Origin of the sequence: Polyangium mundeleinium (assembly GCF_028369105.1) — a bacterium.
GTDB lineage: Bacteria > Myxococcota_A > Polyangia > Polyangiales > Polyangiaceae > Polyangium > Polyangium mundeleinium.
Genome location: NZ_JAQNDO010000001.1, coordinates 8,270,583 through 8,285,289, shown reverse-complemented (window position 1 = coordinate 8,285,289; position 14,707 = coordinate 8,270,583). Strand labels below are relative to the sequence as shown.

Sequence of the window (14,707 nt, the reverse complement as noted above, 5' to 3'; positions counted from 1 at the left end):
ACGCCATGAGGACGAGGACCAAACATTCGATCGTCGGATTCGGGCTCGCGCTTTCGGGCTTGGTCTTGCTCCGAGACGCGGGCGCCGGACAGGTCACGCCCGTCGTCGTCCCCTCGGATCAGCCTGCGCCGAGCACGACCCCGGCGCCTGCTGCGCCTCCCGTGACGACGTCCGCCGCGATGGCGACGGCGCCCCAGGGCGAAGCGGGAGATCCGATTCAGGTCCACGTCGGCCGCGTCGAATCGCTCACGTCGCTCGCCCGCGTCTTGCGGGCCTCCTGCGCGGCGCCGGCGGGCGAGGATCCGAAGGCCGCGCTCGAAAAGGCCGCGGCGCGCCTCGTGGCCCAGCGAAAAGGAATCGAGGCCGTCGAAGCGCGGCAAAAGAAGCTCGAGCAAGAGGTGGCCGCGAAGCCCTTCGACGGGCGCACGATCGCGGCCTTGGAGCCGGTGAAACGCGAGCGGAAGGCCATTGAAGACGCCGCGCGGAGGGACGTCGCGGGGAGGCTCGACGAGCCCGCGCGCAGCCTCGCCAGCCTGCGCACCGAGCTTTGCGCCGAGCTTTGCGCCGGGGGGGACACGGCGTCGTCGCCGGTCAACCTTTGCGCCTTTTCGGCGCCCGCCCTCGCGAATGCGGCCGTCATCGCGGATCAACGTTCCGTCGAGGCCGTCGCCCGATACGTGGCGCGCAAATTCGAGCCGCTCCGGGTCGTCCTCGCGGATCGGACCGTGCTTTCCCTCGCCGAGATGGGCGAGGCCGATCCGCTCCTCGCCCGCACATTCCCCCTTCTGGACGTCCCCGCGGCGGCGACGCGGGTCTTCACCGTGCAGCATACCGGTCTCGAAGTGGCCGCGTTCACGGCTGCCACGCTCGACGTCGGCGTCCGCGCGCTCGCGAGCTTCGTGGGCGACCGAGCCCGGCGTGAGGCGCTCGTGTGGTTCCTCGAGCGATTGCACGAAGACGCTTGTGGCCCCGCGATGACGCCCTCCGGCGCGCAGGGTGATTCCTACCGGGAGATTCGCGGTTTCTGGTTGCCCACGACCTGCGCGCTCTCCACGCGCCGCCTCGATTTTGCGCAATATGGCGGCGGCGAGAGCCTGCTCGGCGCGCTCCGGGGCGCCGTCGCCTCCGACGTGAAGAGCTGGCCCGGCGTCGCGCTCGGCCTCGGCATCGGCGCCTCGTTGTGGGCGGACGTGAACCTCGGCGGCACCCTTTTCGCGTGTGCCGAGGACGCCTCGGCCCCAGGTGTCTGCGAAGCCACCGACGCCGATCGTTTCACCTGCGAGACCCGCGTCCAGCGGCGGCTCGCTTGCGGCGCGGAAGTGCGGCTGCGCGGGGCTGCGTCGAAGCTCGTCTCGGACCTCTCGACCGGCGCGAATGCGGCCCTGAGCCTCTCCCATTTCGGCGACGAGCTCGACGGCGCGAACGGATATCGTGTCCTGCGCGGCGGGCCCCGGCGCCTCTTCAGCCAGCGCCTCGAAATCGCGGCCTGCGCCGCTTCTCTCCCGCATGTCTTCCAGGAGTACGGCGAGCTCGTCCGCCAAACCCGGCCCGGCCGGGCCGAGGAGACCGAGGCGCTCCTGCTCGCCGCGCTCACCACGTCCCCCGCGTGTTTCACCCTCGTCGGCCGGGGTTTTTCCCGGAACGATTGCCCCGCATTCTCCGAACGCCCCGACGCGACCGGATCCCGCGCATGCCACCAGAAAAACCCGGCCGTCGCCGGGGACGTCGATGCCGCGCTCCTTTCGACGCTCGAAGCCACCGCGCCCCTCGAAAAACTCTCGACGATCGTGCGGTGGTCGAATTTCGTGCGGTTTCCCGCGGCCGAGATCGGCACCCGCTGGAGCGCCGTGCTCACGGCGTTCGAGGCCTACCGCGCCGCCGCCGAGGCGCTGCGCGCGCCGCTCGATCCCAAGCTCGTGAGCCCGCCGGCCCTTCAGATCGGCGTCGACGTCGACGGAAAGAAGATCGGCGAGATCGTGCGGGCCCTTGAAGGCTACGCCCGCGACACCTCACGATTGGCCAGCCAAACCCATTCCATCGCGCTCCAGCGCGCCGCGGTCGTCCTCGCCCGCGCGTCGCTCGATCTCGCCGTCGCCTTCGTCGCGGCCGGCGAGCAGTTCTCCGAGGCCGTCTCGTTCCCGGGCCTCTGCAAGGCCGCGACCTGCTCGCCCGGCGAGATCACGCCGATCTTCGCCGCGGCGCGGGTCGAGCTTTTGCGCCTCGCGGCGAGCCTCGAGACCCTCGAGGCGGCGCTCGCCGAGGACTGGGGCAGGGTCGTCGCGCGGGTCGTCGCGGCCGCGCGCGCCGACCTCACGCGCATGTGCACGGACGAGGCATGCAAAAAGCTCTGCGCCGCGGGGAAGGGGCCGTGCCGACCCCTCGATGCCATTGCACGCCACAGCGGCCTCTTTGCGACCATTGCCTTCGAGTCCGACCCTGCGCGGATCGCCGAGGCCCTCGACGCGGCTGCCATGCCCATCGGCGGCTGGCGACGGAAAAACCTGCCCGGCGTCACCACGATTTCGCTCGGCGCGTTCCCCGGCATGTTCGTCGGCGGCGAGCTGCGCTTCGGCACCTACGGAACCACCACCGAGCGCGGGAGCGTGCCCCACTTCGTCGCGCCGACCCTGACCATGCCGATCGGCCTCGATTTCGCGACCGGGCGCGGCGATTACAACCTCGGCGCGTTCGTCTCGTTGATCGATCCGGCGGCCTACCTGCAATACGACGTCGCGCAGAACGGCCGTTTGCCCGGGGCGCAGGTCCTCACGTTGCTCTCGCCCGGCGTGTACCTGCGCGCGGGCCTGTTCGACAGCCCCTTCAATCTCGGCGTGTATGGCGTCTTCCGGCCTGGGCTCCGCGCGTGGGAGTCCGGGCTCAGCATGCCGGGCGCGCACGCCTTGCAGTTCGGCGTCGCGGCGAGCGTGGATGTCACGCTCCTGGATCTGTTCACGGGCGCCGCCCCGGAGTGATCACCAGGGAATCGTATCGCCGCGGAAATGAAAGAAGCCGCCCGAATCGGCGCGGGAGAGGCGATCGACGAGCGCGACGATGCCGGCCACCGACGCCTCGACGGACGTCGGCGCGTTCGGCCCGCCCATATCGGTCTTCACCCAGTCGGGGTGGAGGGAGATCACCGTGAAATCCTCGCCGCGGAGGTCGATGGACATCGACTTGGTCGCCATGTTCAGCGCCGCCTTCGACATGCGATAGGCGTACGCCCCGCCATCCGTGTTCTCGGCGATGGAGCCCATGCGGCTCGACATGTTCACGACCTTGCGCACCGAGCTTCGCCGGAGGTGCGGGAGCAGTGCTGACGCGACGCGCAGCGACCCCACGGCGTTCGTATCGAAGGTCCGCGTCACGTCCGCGAAATCGAGGTCCGCGAGCGAGAGCCATTTGCCCATGACGCCCGCGTTGTTGATGAGCACGTCCACCACCACGTCGCCGATCGCGGCGGCGAACGCGCGCACGCTCGTATCGTCCGCGACGTCGCAGGCGAAGACGCGCAGCCGCCCGCCCGCGTCTTTTCCGAGCGCGACGAGCTCGCGGGCGGTTTCGGGGTTTCGGACGCCGGCGTCCACGTGGTCGCCCCGCTCCAGATACCTACGGGCGAGCTCCAGGCCGATGCCTCGGTTCGCTCCAGTGATCACGATGCGCATGTTGTGGGCTATAGCACGGCCGCTCGGTCATTTCCCGACCGATTTGCAGCAACGGAAACCGAGATGGTAATTGCCGTGGCTGTTGGGATCCGTCACGCGGGTCCCGTGCCAGTCGGGCGCGCGCCACCGGCAATCGTCCGGGTGGGCCTCGAAGTCCGAGAAGATGAACCAGCTCCCTTTCATCTCGGTCTGTCCCGTGCCCCCGCGGCTCGTCATCTCTTCGGGGCGGAGTGGCAAGTTCATGTGCTCAGCCACGTTTCCATGCTGATCGTACACGCCGAACGGGCTCTTGCACTCCGGGAACGAGCCGGCCGGGAACGTGTTCGTCCCGCAACGCTTCCATCCGCTCGACGTGCACCCTTTCGTCTTGCGGCTCTTCGTCGCGCACTTCGAATGGTCCTTCCCGCGACCGTACGCCCAGACGATCTCTCGATCTCGGTTGTGCAGATCCTTCGATTCTTTGCGCGCCTTGCCGAACGAATACTCCTGCTCCGGCGCGTGGACGGCCCCGGCACACGCGCCCTCCCATTCGTGGGCGTCGCAGAGCCGCTTGCCGATTGCCGAGCAGAGCTCGGCCGCCTCCTTTGCGGTCGGGCCCGTGACCGGGTGCTCGCACGGGATACCAGGGAATTCGTACCGATCGATGCAGACGCGCGCGTCCGCCTCCTTTTCGCCCGCGAGCGCGTCGTAGATTGGCGTCATGAACGGCGCGCTGCAGGCCGGTTCGTCCTGCTCGAATCCCCCGGCCGTGTTCCGCGCCTCGCGGCATTCCTTGCGGGTCATCGGGTGTTTCGTGACCTTGGGATTGCCCTGGCCGAGCACCGGCGAGCGCTCGAAAATGGCGCGCACCGCCGCCATTTGCTCGTCCGTGACGTGGAGCATCGACACCATGCGCCGGAAGAGCGCCTCACGTTGCTCCTCGATCGTGTCCGGATACAGCTCTTCCTCCGGCAGCGGCGGCAGGGGCGCGAATACCTTCGGCGCGGGCGGCGGCTCGGGCTCCTTGACGCCCGGCGCAGGCGCGGCGGCCGAAGCGGACGGGGAGGGGAGCGACGAGGCGCCTGGGGCGACGTCGTTCTCGCTGGTCTCGGGGGACGAGCACGCGGCGAGGGCCGAGGCGAGGAGCGCCGGAGCGGCGCGGCGGATCAAAGAAACGAGCAGGGGCGACATGCGGCACGTCAGACGCGTGGGCGGCGCGGTCGTCTTCCCGGCGCCACGGCGGGGCAAGCTATACCCCGAGCCGCGCCGCTCGTCACGGGACGTCGAGGTCGAGGATGAGCATCGCCACGAGCGAGGGCCCACGGCCCTTCACGTTCGTCACCGAGACCTTGTACGTGTGCCCTTTCGTGGGTTTGAGCGCGACGACGGGCGACGCGTCCTCGGCCTCGTCGCGGCCGGCGATCTCGTTCGTCGTCACGTCGAGGACCTCCAGATTGATGTCATCGGTCCGACCATCGGCGCCCGCGAGGACCACGCTGAGCGGCGCTTCGAGCTCGAGCCCGCCCGTCTGGATGCCCTCTTCCTCGGCGAGGATCGTCCCGAAGAACGACCACTCGCCGTCGGCGTGGAACGCGAGGCCCTGCGAGCCCTCCATCTTCCGCGCGACGAGGTGCGAGGCGCGCGCCGCGTTCGAGAGGGTCTGGCCGAACGAGTCGACGAAACGACGCACCGAGATCGACTGGCCGCCCTCCCGCATGATGGCGACGACGCCGAACCCGCCGCCTTCGCCTTTTCTCGCGTTCGCCAGGCGAATGCGGTATTTGCCGTCCACGGGCGGCGTGAGCTCGACGACCGGCTGCGCGTCGTCCATCGTATCGGCCGCGATGACCTTGCCTTCGGGGCTCTCCACGGCGAGATCGAGATCCTCGACGCCGTCCGAGCCGCCGCCGAGAATCACGTAACGCACCCCGGCCCGGAGCGGGCGCGTGACCGACACCTCGCGGCCATTTTCGAGGAATGCGCCGAGCACGCAGGAGGCGTCCTCGTCGAAGCCGAAGCGTGATTGCCGCTCGAATCGTTGCGCGGCGCCCGTCACGAGCCCGACGGCCTGCGTCATGAATCGACCGGGCCGCCAGGCGGACTTGTCGTCGTCCTCCGCGTCGCTCGACCCCGTGTTCGTCCGCTCGCCTTGCGTCGCGGGAGGTGGCGCGGGCCGCGTGGCCCATGCGTGTGGAGGCAGGCTCCCTCCTCCGCCGCCACACCCGGCGACACAGGCAAGGACGATCGGAAGGGCGGCCCGGTTCACGAGCCCCCCGTGCAGCAACGGAAGCCCGTGTTGTCCTCGGCCGCATCGATGGGCCGAGAGCTCCTCGCGTCGCAGCTCATGTATTTCGCCGAGCTCGAAAACGATCCGCCGCGCCGCCGGCATTCGGGGACGCCGCCGTCGCCCTGAATACACGCGTCTTCCCATTCCCATACGTTGCCGCTCATGTCGACGAGCCCCTCCGAACCGCCCCCGCAGCCCGGGAGCACGAACGCGACGAGGGGGGCTCCGTATTTGGCATCGCCGCCATTGCACGCATTCGGATCGTAGGTCGAGCCGTACGGGAAGGGCATCTCACCGCCGTGCGTGCAGGCGCTGTGCCACTGGCTCTGCGCGGGGTCGTCGTGCCCGAAATAAGGCGTGGGCCCGCCGGTGATGCGCCCGCAGAGGCGCTTGCCGAAGGCCGCGCAGAAGGCGACCGCGTCGCAGAAATCGACATTCACCACGGGATAGTCGTTCTTCGGCGGCGCCCCTGACGAAGGCACGAACGTCGCATTCCCGGCGCAATCGGGGCGCTGTCCGCTCGTGTCTGGAGACGTCTCCAGCCACGCGGCATAATGTGCGTTCGTCACCTCGATCGTGTCGATGCAATACGCCCGGCCGTCCCAGCCGCCGAGCGCGATCATGGGCGGCGTCCCGGGTACGTCCGGGCACGTCAAGGCGCCCGCGTCGTCGACGAACGTGCCCGTCGTCCCGCCGCTCGCTTCCGTTCCGCCCTCGCAGCCAAGGGCCGCGGCGACGAGCCCGAGCGCCGAGGCGGCGAGGATCAATCGGCGCAGCATCGGAAGCCCGTGTTCGCCTCCGCGGCGTCGCGCGGCCGCGAGCTCGCGACGTCACAATCGACGTTGTCCGCCGAGCTCGAGAACGATCCGCCGCGGCGACGGCAGACGTCCACGCCGCCCTCCGCGGGGATACACGAATCCTCCCATTCCCACACGTTGCCGCTCATGTCGACGAGCCCGTCGAACCCGCCCCCGCAGCTCGCGAGCGTGCCCACGGGCAGGACCGCGCCATAGGCCGCGTCCTTCACGTTGCAGGCGTTCGCGTCGTACGCCGGACCATAAGGAAACGCCTGCGTGTCGCCGTGGCTGCACGCGCTGAACCACTGGTTGCGCGAGGCGTCATCGTGCGCGTAATAAGGCGCCGGGCCGCCGCCGATGCGACCGCAGAGCCGCTTGCCCACGGCCTTGCAATACGCGAAGGCGTCACACCAGTCGACGGATCCGACCGGATAAACGTCCTTCGGCGGGACGCCGGAGGAGGGCGTGAACGAGACGTTCGACGCGCAGAGCGCGCTCTGGTTCGCGAGGCTCGGACTGCTTTCGAGCCAGCTCGCGTATTGAGCGTTCGTCACCTCGGTGGCGTCGATGCAATACGCCTTCCCGTCCCACCCCGGCACGGCGACCATGGCCGCCGTGTTCGTGATGGAGGGGCACGCCTTCGCGCCTGCGTCGTCGATGAACATCCCGCTGCTGCTGGAGCTCGTGGCGCCGCCCATGCCGCCGGCGCCGCCCATGCCGCCGTTGCCCGCGCCGCCCGTGCCCGCGCCGCCCGTGCCCGAGGAGGACGAGGACGAACTCGCGCCGCCGTTGCCACCGTTGCCGCCGCTGCCGCCTGTGCCGCCCGTGCCGGTCGTGGAGGACGACGTGGTGGCTTGTCCGATGACGTCGGGGGGTTCCTTGGAGCCGCACCCCGCGGCGGTCTGGCTCGCCACGATGGCGACGGGCAGGGTGGCGAAGCCCAGGATCAGGGCACGACGTAGAAGGTCTCTGCGCATCGATCCCTCGCGCTGCAAAAGCATAGAGGCAAGCCCGATGGATACCCCATCAGGGACGCGGCGAGAAGGGCTTGTCCGCGAGGAAGGAGGAGGAAGGCCGCGCGGGCCTTCCTCGGGGAGGGAGGGACGTCAGGGGATGACGCTGAGGATGGGCAGCTCGGTGACCTCGAAGGTGAGACCGGCGTTTGAACCGGCACCATTGAGATCACAATAGGTCCAGCTCGACCCGGCGTTGTGGCTGAAGCGATAGACGTACCGGTACGAGCCGGGCGTCGCAGGCGCCGTGAACGAGGCCTGGTACTCGTCGTCGTTGCCCACCTGGATGTTGAACGTCGCCGGGACGAAGTTATACCCGCTCTGCGTCGTCGGGTTCACGTTCGCCGGGCCAAACCCGAGCTCGGCCACGATGGCGGCGTTCGCGCCGGCTGCCTCCGTGAAGCCGGCGTCGAAGACACGACCGTAAATCGTCGGGCTCACTTGACCGGCGGCTACGGTGGCGCTCGCCGGGAACTGGACGTTGCAATAATCGATTTCCGTCGTGGCGCCCGACTCGTTCGCCGTCCCCACGATGGGGCAGCCACAAACGAGCACAGCCGACGCGGAGTTGCGGGGGGCCGGCGCGGCCGCCGTGAAGTCGGCCGAGTTGTTGCCCGTGTCCGTGCAACCTGCGCCATTGCGCTGCGCCGATTGCGCATTGGACAGGACCGAGGCCACGGCGGTCTCCGAGCAGTTCGCGGTGGGACCGAACCCAATGAAGTCCACGACGGCCCCGCCGATCGGGCAGGCCCCCGAAAGCGCCGTCGTATTGCTCACGAGCGCCAGCTTCCCGGTCGTGCCGGACAGGTTCATGGTGCTGTTTGTCTGATCGGGGGTGGGGAGGGCCGCTCCCACCGCTCCGCCCGTGGCGAGTTGCACCAGGAAATATCCGCCAGCCTGGATCGTCCCACTGAGCGCCAGGTTGTTGTTCGACCAGGTCGTGCCCGTCGCGCTCGTGTATTGCAAGCTCCACCCCGTGAGGTTCACGGGCGTCGCTCCACGGTTGTGCAGCTCCACGAAATCGTGGTTGTACTGGGCGTTCGCGTTTCCGCCGCCACCATACACCTGGCTGATCACGATCGAACCCACACACGAATTCGCCGGCTCCGCCGTCAAGAACCCGTCTGGTGTCGTATACGCGGCGGCGAGCGGCGTACCCGCTGCATTCTGCGCGCCCGTCGTCACGCGGATCTTGTATGCCGAGAAGTACGAGAGGGCCGGCGCCGGGACGAGCGTCGCGACGGTGTTGCCCATGCTCATCGTCGGCGTGGCCGACGCGAATCCGAGGCACGAGGCAAAATTGTCCGTCGAGATCTGGATCGACCCGGTGCAAGCCCCGGTCTCGGTCGCTGCCGTCAGCGTGGCCGGGTTCATCGCGGTGCTGAAAGTCACGGCGATCGTCGAGCCCACCGGCACGTCGAGCGCCCCATCCGCGGGCGTCGTCGCCGTGACTGTCGGCGCCACCGGCGCGACGCAGATCCCCGCGCCGTCGCATTGCGTGCCCCCATTTTGATTGCACGCCGTACCCACGGGGACGGGCGGGTTCGACGGTATGCCGTTGGTGCAGACGTCGAGCGTGCACTGGTTCCCGTCGTCCGGCAGGTCGGCGTTGTCCTGCACCGTTGTCGTCCCGCCCATGCCGTTGCAGACCGCCGACGTGCAATCACCGGGCATCTGCGTCACGAGTGGCGTGCCGGAAGGCGCGAACGTCATACCGCAGACGCCGGCATTGCAAACCGGCGCGCCGCACTCGGTGACCTGGCCGGGGCAATCCGCGGCCGTGGTGCAGCCGACGCACTGGCCCATGCCGTTGCACTGGTTGCCATTGCCGCAGTCCGAGCCCGCCGGCAGATTCGTGTGGGAGACGCCGGTCGCCGGGTCGCACGTGTCGGTCGTGCAAACGTTGTTGTCGTCGATGGTGACGGGCGTGTGGGAGACGCCGGTCGCCGGATCACACGCGTCGGCCGTGCAAAGGTCGTTGTCGTTGATGTTGACGGGCGTGTGGGAGACGCCGGTCACCGGATCACACGCGTCGGTCGTGCAAAGGTCGTTGTCGTTGACGACAACCGGATTCTGCACCGGTCCATTCGTCGGATCACACGCCGCCACGGTGCATGCGTTGTTGTCCTCGGCCGGCAGATCCGTGGCGTCGTCCACGGGGACGATGTTGCCATTGCCGTCGCAGATATCCCGCTTGCAATCGCCGTCCGTCGGATCCCCCGCGGCCGTGCCCTGCGAGGCGTTGTTGACGCCGCAAACGCCGGTCGTGCAGGTGCGGGTCTGGCAGGCCGTGTCCTGGCCCTGGCAATCGGCCGTGGTCACGCAGCCGACACACGCGCCCATTCCGTCGCAAAGCAGGTTCATGCCGGCGCCGCACGCCGCGCCCGCCATCACGTTCATGTAGGTCGGTGTGCCATTCGCGCAGGAATCGCTCGTGCACTCGTTGTCGTCGTCGGGCAGGTCGGTGTCGTCGGAGACGCTGACCACATTCCCGGCGCCGTCACATTCATCGACCTTGCAATTGCCGTCTTGCTGGGTCGCGACCTGCGTGCCGGCATTCACGAACGCCGTGCCGCACGTCCCCGCATCGCAGGTGGCGACCACGCATTCGCTCCCCGTGGGAGGGCAATTTGCAGGGACGGTACACTGCGGGCTGCCGCCGCCGGCCCCGCCGGCGCCGCCCATACCACCGGCGCCACCCATACCGCCGGAGCCGCCCATACCGCCGGTGCCGCCCATACCGCCGGTGCCGCCCATACCACCGGCGCCACCCATACCACCGGCGCCGCCCATACCACCGGTGCCACCCATACCGCCGAGGCCGCCCATGCCGCCGCCGCCCATACCGCCGAGGCCGCCCATGCCGCCGCCGCCCATACCGCCGAGGCCGCCCATGCCGCCGCCGCCCATGCCGCCGCCGCCCATGCCGCCCGAACCCGGGCCCATGCCGCCGGAGCCGGGGCCCATGCCGCCAACGCCCCCGGTCCCTCCCGTGCCGGTGCCCGTCGACTGGTCGATCTGGCTCCGATCCACCGCGGCGATGATCTCACAGCCTGTGCCGGTGGAAAGGAGGGCGAATGCCATCAAGGTCAGCTTCGTGGTCCTGCGCATGATTGTCCCTCTGCGCCGCGTCTACCACGGAGGCACGCCGGGACGAACGCAAAACCAGAGACGCCCCGAGCGACTTCACCCGATCGGCACGCAGAAGGACGAACCGCCCGCATGTCCCTGGTGAAACCTGTTCGGAGCCATGTTTTTGGCGGTTTGCACTGTGACAAACTTAACGAACGAGGGTCGGTCGCGGCCGCTTTCGCGCGCCATCCTCGAACCGCCCGGTCTTTTCGGTGAGGTGGATGCGAAAGAGGTGTGCGTCCGGGTGAACCGCGCCTTGACGATGAGGCCCGAGAGGTCCGCGCGCGGTCTCGCTCGCCTCACGCGAGAAATACCGCTCCAGGAGGACCTGCAGCGCATGCGCAGCGTCCCGCCCGGCGAGCTCCTCGAACGTGCCCCACGCGATCACGCTCCGCCAGTGCGCGGGCCCGTCGATCTTCTCGACCTCGACGCAGACCTCCGGGTTTTCGCGCATCATCGCGAGCTTCAGGCCCTCGCCCGTGTGGCCGTAGATGTAGTCGTCCTCGTACGCGTACGTGATGGGCACGACGTACGTCCGGCCGCTGGCATGGCAGCCGAGGTGGGCGATCATTTCAGTCCCAAGGACCCGTTCGATCTCGTCCGAGCTGAGCTTGCCGACCATGAGCGCGCGCGCCTCCTCTCGCAGCAGGGCAGCGGCTCCTTTGGGCTTTCGGGGAGGGACGTCAACAACCGGGGCCGCGTGGGCCCCGCTTGCTCATTCGGCAGCGGGCGCGGGCTCGGCGTCGCCCTTCACGATGCCGCGCGCCCGGAGCCACGCTTTCGCATTCTCGATGGCGAGGTACAGCGCGGGGATCACGATCAGCGAGAGCAACGTCGAGCTCACGACGCCGCCGATGACCGCGATGGCCATTGGCGCGCGGAACTCGCTGCCTTCGCCGTTCGAGAGGGCGGTCGGCAGCATGCCGAGCACCATCGCGGCGCTCGTCATCAGGATCGGACGGAGCCGCTCCGGCCCCGCCTCCAGGATGGCCTGCAGCGGCGTCTCGTTGTTCTCGCGCACGCGCACGATCGCCCGGTCGACGAGCAAGATCGCGTTCTTCGTGACCAGGCCCATGAGCAGGATGATCCCGATCATCGCGCCCATGGCCATCGACGTATCCATCAGGAAGAGCCCCAGGATCGCGCCGACGAGCGCGAGCGGCAGGGTCATCATGATCGTCAGCGGGTGGATGAAGCTCTCGAACTGCGACGCGAGCACGAGGTAGATGAAGATCACCGCGAGCAAGAGCGCCGTCCCCATCGAGCTGTTCGTGTCGTTCATCTGCTCGATCTGCCCGTCGTAGGCGAGCGACGTGCCCTTCGGCTTCTGCAGGGCGTCGATCTTCGGCATGAGCTCGCCCACGATCTCGCCGAGCGAGCGGCCCCGCGGCGACGCCCACACGGCGATCTGCCGCTGCCGATCCTCGCGCTCGATCACTTGCGGACCCTCGCCCATTTCGAGCCGCGCGACATCCGCGAGCGCCACCGCGCCCCGCGGCGACCACAACGTCAGCCGCGAAAGCTCGGCCGGAGACGCCCGATCCTCCTCGCGCATCTGCACGCGAATCGGCACCTCGTCCTTGCCTTGCCGGAGCTTGCTCGCCTCCTCGCCCTCGATCGCGGTGCGCAGCGTCATCGCCACCTGCGCCACGCTGATGCCCTGATCGGCCGCGCGCTGCCGATCCACCTTCACCCGCATCTCGGGCTTGCCGGGCGAGAACTTCACCTGCACGTCCGTCACGCCCGCCGTGGTCTGAAGGGCGCCGGCGACCTGATCGGCGAGGGTGCGGATGTCGTCGTACGAATCGCCTCGCACCAGGATCATGATCGGCGCCTGCACGCCCGCGCCCTCCACGAACTCGGGATCCGTGATGACGACGTTCGCCCCCGGCACGCTCTTCGCAATCGCGCGGACCTCGTCCTTGATGTGGTCGATGTGCATCGACCGCTCGTGTTTCTTCGTGGTCAGGATGCGGTAATGCGCCTTGTTCACCTCGCCGCCTGGCCCGAGCGTCACGTAGAGCGTCTTGACCTGCGGGTGCGCGAGCAGCTTCTTTTCGGCTTCGAGCGATTGCGCGGCGAGCTCGTCGAGCGCCGTCCCCGCGGGCAGCTCGATCTCGACCATCATCTCGCCGCGATCCTCGGGGTTCACGAAGTCCGAGCCCATGAGCGCCATGAGCTGCCCCGAGCCGATGAGCGTGCCGAACGCGAGCAGCCCCACCACGAGCTTGTGCTTCACGACCCAGCCGAGGAGCCCTCGATAGGAATCGTCCATCGCGCGGAAGACCCACTCGAACGGCCGCTTGAGCCAGGCGAATGGATCCTTTGCCCCGTGCTCGATCGATTTCGAGAACCGCGACGAGAGCATCGGATCGAGCGTGAAGGCCACGAAGAGCGACACCAAAACCGCCCCCGAGACCGTGAGCCCGAACTGACGGAAGAACTGGCCCACGATGCCGCCCATGAACGCCACGGGCACGAAGACCGCCACGATGGTCAACGTCGTCGCGAGCACGCTGAGCGCGATCTCCTTCGTGCCGTTCAGCGCGGCTTCCATGGGTGGTTCACCGCGCTCCAGGTGCTTGAAGATGTTCTCGCGCACCACGACCGCGTCGTCGATGAGCAGGCCGATCGCCAAGGACAGGCCGAGCAGCGTCATCATGTTCAGCGTGAAGCCGAGCACGTACATCAGGAAGAACGTCGCCACGACGCTCGTCGGCAATGCGACCGCGCTGATCAGCGTCGAGCGCAGATCGAGCATGAAGATCAGGATGATCAGGATCGCCATCGCGCCGCCGAACCAGATGGCGATCTGCACCTCGTGCGCGTTCTCCTCGATGAACGTCGACTGATCCATGATCAGCGACGTCTTGAGATCCTCGGGGAACTGCTTTTCGAGCGTCGCGAGCCGGGTCCGGATGCCCTGGCAGATCTCGACCGTGTTGCGGCCGCTCTGCTTGACGACCTCGAAGGCCACGGCTTCCTCGTTGTTCACGCGAATGCGCGTGCGCATGTCCTCGAAGCCGTCTTGCACGTCGGCCACGTCGCGCAGCCGCACCGACGAGCCGTCGCGGGCCATCGACACCACGAGATCACGCAGCGTATCGACCGCTTCGAGCTCGCCCATCGCGCGCACGCTGATCTCGCGCGTCCCCTGCTCGTAGCGCCCCGCGGGCACCGTCAGGTTCGCGCCCCGGATCGCCGCCACGATCTGCGAAGGTTGCACGCCGAGCGCGTCGATCCGCGCCCGATCCAGCAGCACCTTCACCTCGCGCTCGGCGCCGCCGCGGATGTTCACTGCCGCCACGCCGTCGACCTGTTCGAGGGACGGCCGGATCACGTCGTCGGCAAAATCCCGGATCTGGCTCAGGGATCGTTTGCCGCGGAGCGTGTAGACGAGGACCGGCGCCGCGCCCGTGTCGAGGCGCGAAATGACTGGCTCCTCGATGTCCTTGGGCAGCTTGAAGCGGGCTTGCGCCACGCGCTCGCGCACGAGCTGCGCGGCCTCCTGAATATCCACGTCGAGCTTGAAGATCACGACCGTGGTCGACACGCCTTCCCGCGAGAACGAGCGCACGCGATCGATGCCGTTCAGCGACACGACCGCGTCCTCGATCGGCTTCGAGATCTGCGTCTCGATCTCGGCCGGGCTCGCGCCCGGATACACGATCGTCACGCTTGCGACGGGGAAAGAGACGTCCGGGAAGAGATCCGTGCCAAGGCGCTTGTAGCCCACGACGCCGAGCACGAGCAGCGCCACCGCGACCATCACCGTGAAAACGGGACGCTTGATGGCGATCGCCGAGAGGTTCATGAGATGTCCTCGTTCGCCTGGTA

Annotated in this window: 9 protein-coding genes; 1 reads left to right on the top strand and 8 read right to left on the bottom strand. The window is 68.5% G+C overall.

Features of this window, described 5'->3' with window-relative positions:
- The first annotated feature begins 5 nt into the window (after nt 1-5).
- Nucleotides 6-2,972, top strand: a complete 2,967-nt coding sequence (locus POL67_RS32945) for a hypothetical protein (protein WP_271924441.1) — start codon at nt 6-8, stop codon at nt 2,970-2,972.
- On the opposite strand, the gene POL67_RS32940 is transcribed toward POL67_RS32945, so the two are convergent.
- From POL67_RS32940 to POL67_RS32905, 8 genes are all read right to left on the bottom strand, one after another.
- Complete coding sequence (locus POL67_RS32940) at nt 2,973-3,662, bottom strand: SDR family oxidoreductase (protein ID WP_271924439.1); 690 nt, start codon at nt 3,660-3,662, stop codon at nt 2,973-2,975.
- 27 nt (nt 3,663-3,689) lie between these two features.
- A complete protein-coding gene (locus tag POL67_RS32935) occupies nt 3,690-4,832 on the bottom strand; it encodes an SUMF1/EgtB/PvdO family nonheme iron enzyme (RefSeq protein WP_271924437.1) in 1,143 nt (380 codons plus the stop codon).
- 82 nt (nt 4,833-4,914) lie between these two features.
- Nucleotides 4,915-5,907 (bottom strand): PPC domain-containing protein, encoded by a 993-nt coding sequence (locus POL67_RS32930; protein ID WP_271924435.1) that lies wholly within the window; start codon nt 5,905-5,907, stop codon nt 4,915-4,917.
- On the bottom strand, nt 5,904-6,707 hold the full coding sequence (locus POL67_RS32925) for a formylglycine-generating enzyme family protein (protein ID WP_271924433.1): 804 nt from the start codon (nt 6,705-6,707) through the stop codon (nt 5,904-5,906). Before POL67_RS32925 ends, POL67_RS32930 begins: the two co-directional genes overlap by 4 nt.
- A complete protein-coding gene (locus tag POL67_RS32920; protein ID WP_271924431.1) occupies nt 6,692-7,702 on the bottom strand; it encodes a formylglycine-generating enzyme family protein in 1,011 nt (336 codons plus the stop codon). Before POL67_RS32920 ends, POL67_RS32925 begins: the two co-directional genes overlap by 16 nt.
- Nucleotides 7,703-7,831: 129 nt before the next feature.
- Nucleotides 7,832-10,849 carry a lamin tail domain-containing protein gene (locus POL67_RS32915; RefSeq protein WP_271924429.1) on the bottom strand — a complete coding sequence of 1,006 codons (3,018 nt, stop codon included), beginning with the start codon at nt 10,847-10,849 and terminating at the stop codon, nt 7,832-7,834.
- A gap of 169 nt (nt 10,850-11,018) precedes the next feature.
- Nucleotides 11,019-11,492, bottom strand: coding sequence for a pyridoxamine 5'-phosphate oxidase family protein (locus tag POL67_RS32910; protein WP_271924427.1), 474 nt, complete (start codon nt 11,490-11,492; stop codon nt 11,019-11,021).
- 93 nt (nt 11,493-11,585) lie between these two features.
- Nucleotides 11,586-14,684, bottom strand: coding sequence for an efflux RND transporter permease subunit (locus POL67_RS32905; protein ID WP_271924425.1), 3,099 nt, complete (start codon nt 14,682-14,684; stop codon nt 11,586-11,588).
- Between the last annotated feature and the right edge of the window lie 23 nt (nt 14,685-14,707).

What these genes read in the sequence shown, in the direction of transcription:
- POL67_RS32945 (WP_271924441.1), top strand. Translation starts at nt 6, where the DNA reads ATGAGGACGAGGACCAAACATTCGATCGTCGGATTCGGGCTCGCGCTT.
- POL67_RS32940 (WP_271924439.1), bottom strand. Translation starts at nt 3,662, where the DNA reads ATGCGCATCGTGATCACTGGAGCGAACCGAGGCATCGGCCTGGAGCTC.
- POL67_RS32935 (WP_271924437.1), bottom strand. Translation starts at nt 4,832, where the DNA reads ATGTCGCCCCTGCTCGTTTCTTTGATCCGCCGCGCCGCTCCGGCGCTC.
- POL67_RS32925 (WP_271924433.1), bottom strand. Translation starts at nt 6,707, where the DNA reads ATGCTGCGCCGATTGATCCTCGCCGCCTCGGCGCTCGGGCTCGTCGCC.
- POL67_RS32920 (WP_271924431.1), bottom strand. Translation starts at nt 7,702, where the DNA reads ATGCGCAGAGACCTTCTACGTCGTGCCCTGATCCTGGGCTTCGCCACC.
- POL67_RS32915 (WP_271924429.1), bottom strand. Translation starts at nt 10,849, where the DNA reads ATGCGCAGGACCACGAAGCTGACCTTGATGGCATTCGCCCTCCTTTCC.
- POL67_RS32910 (WP_271924427.1), bottom strand. Translation starts at nt 11,492, where the DNA reads ATGGTCGGCAAGCTCAGCTCGGACGAGATCGAACGGGTCCTTGGGACT.
- POL67_RS32905 (WP_271924425.1), bottom strand. Translation starts at nt 14,684, where the DNA reads ATGAACCTCTCGGCGATCGCCATCAAGCGTCCCGTTTTCACGGTGATG.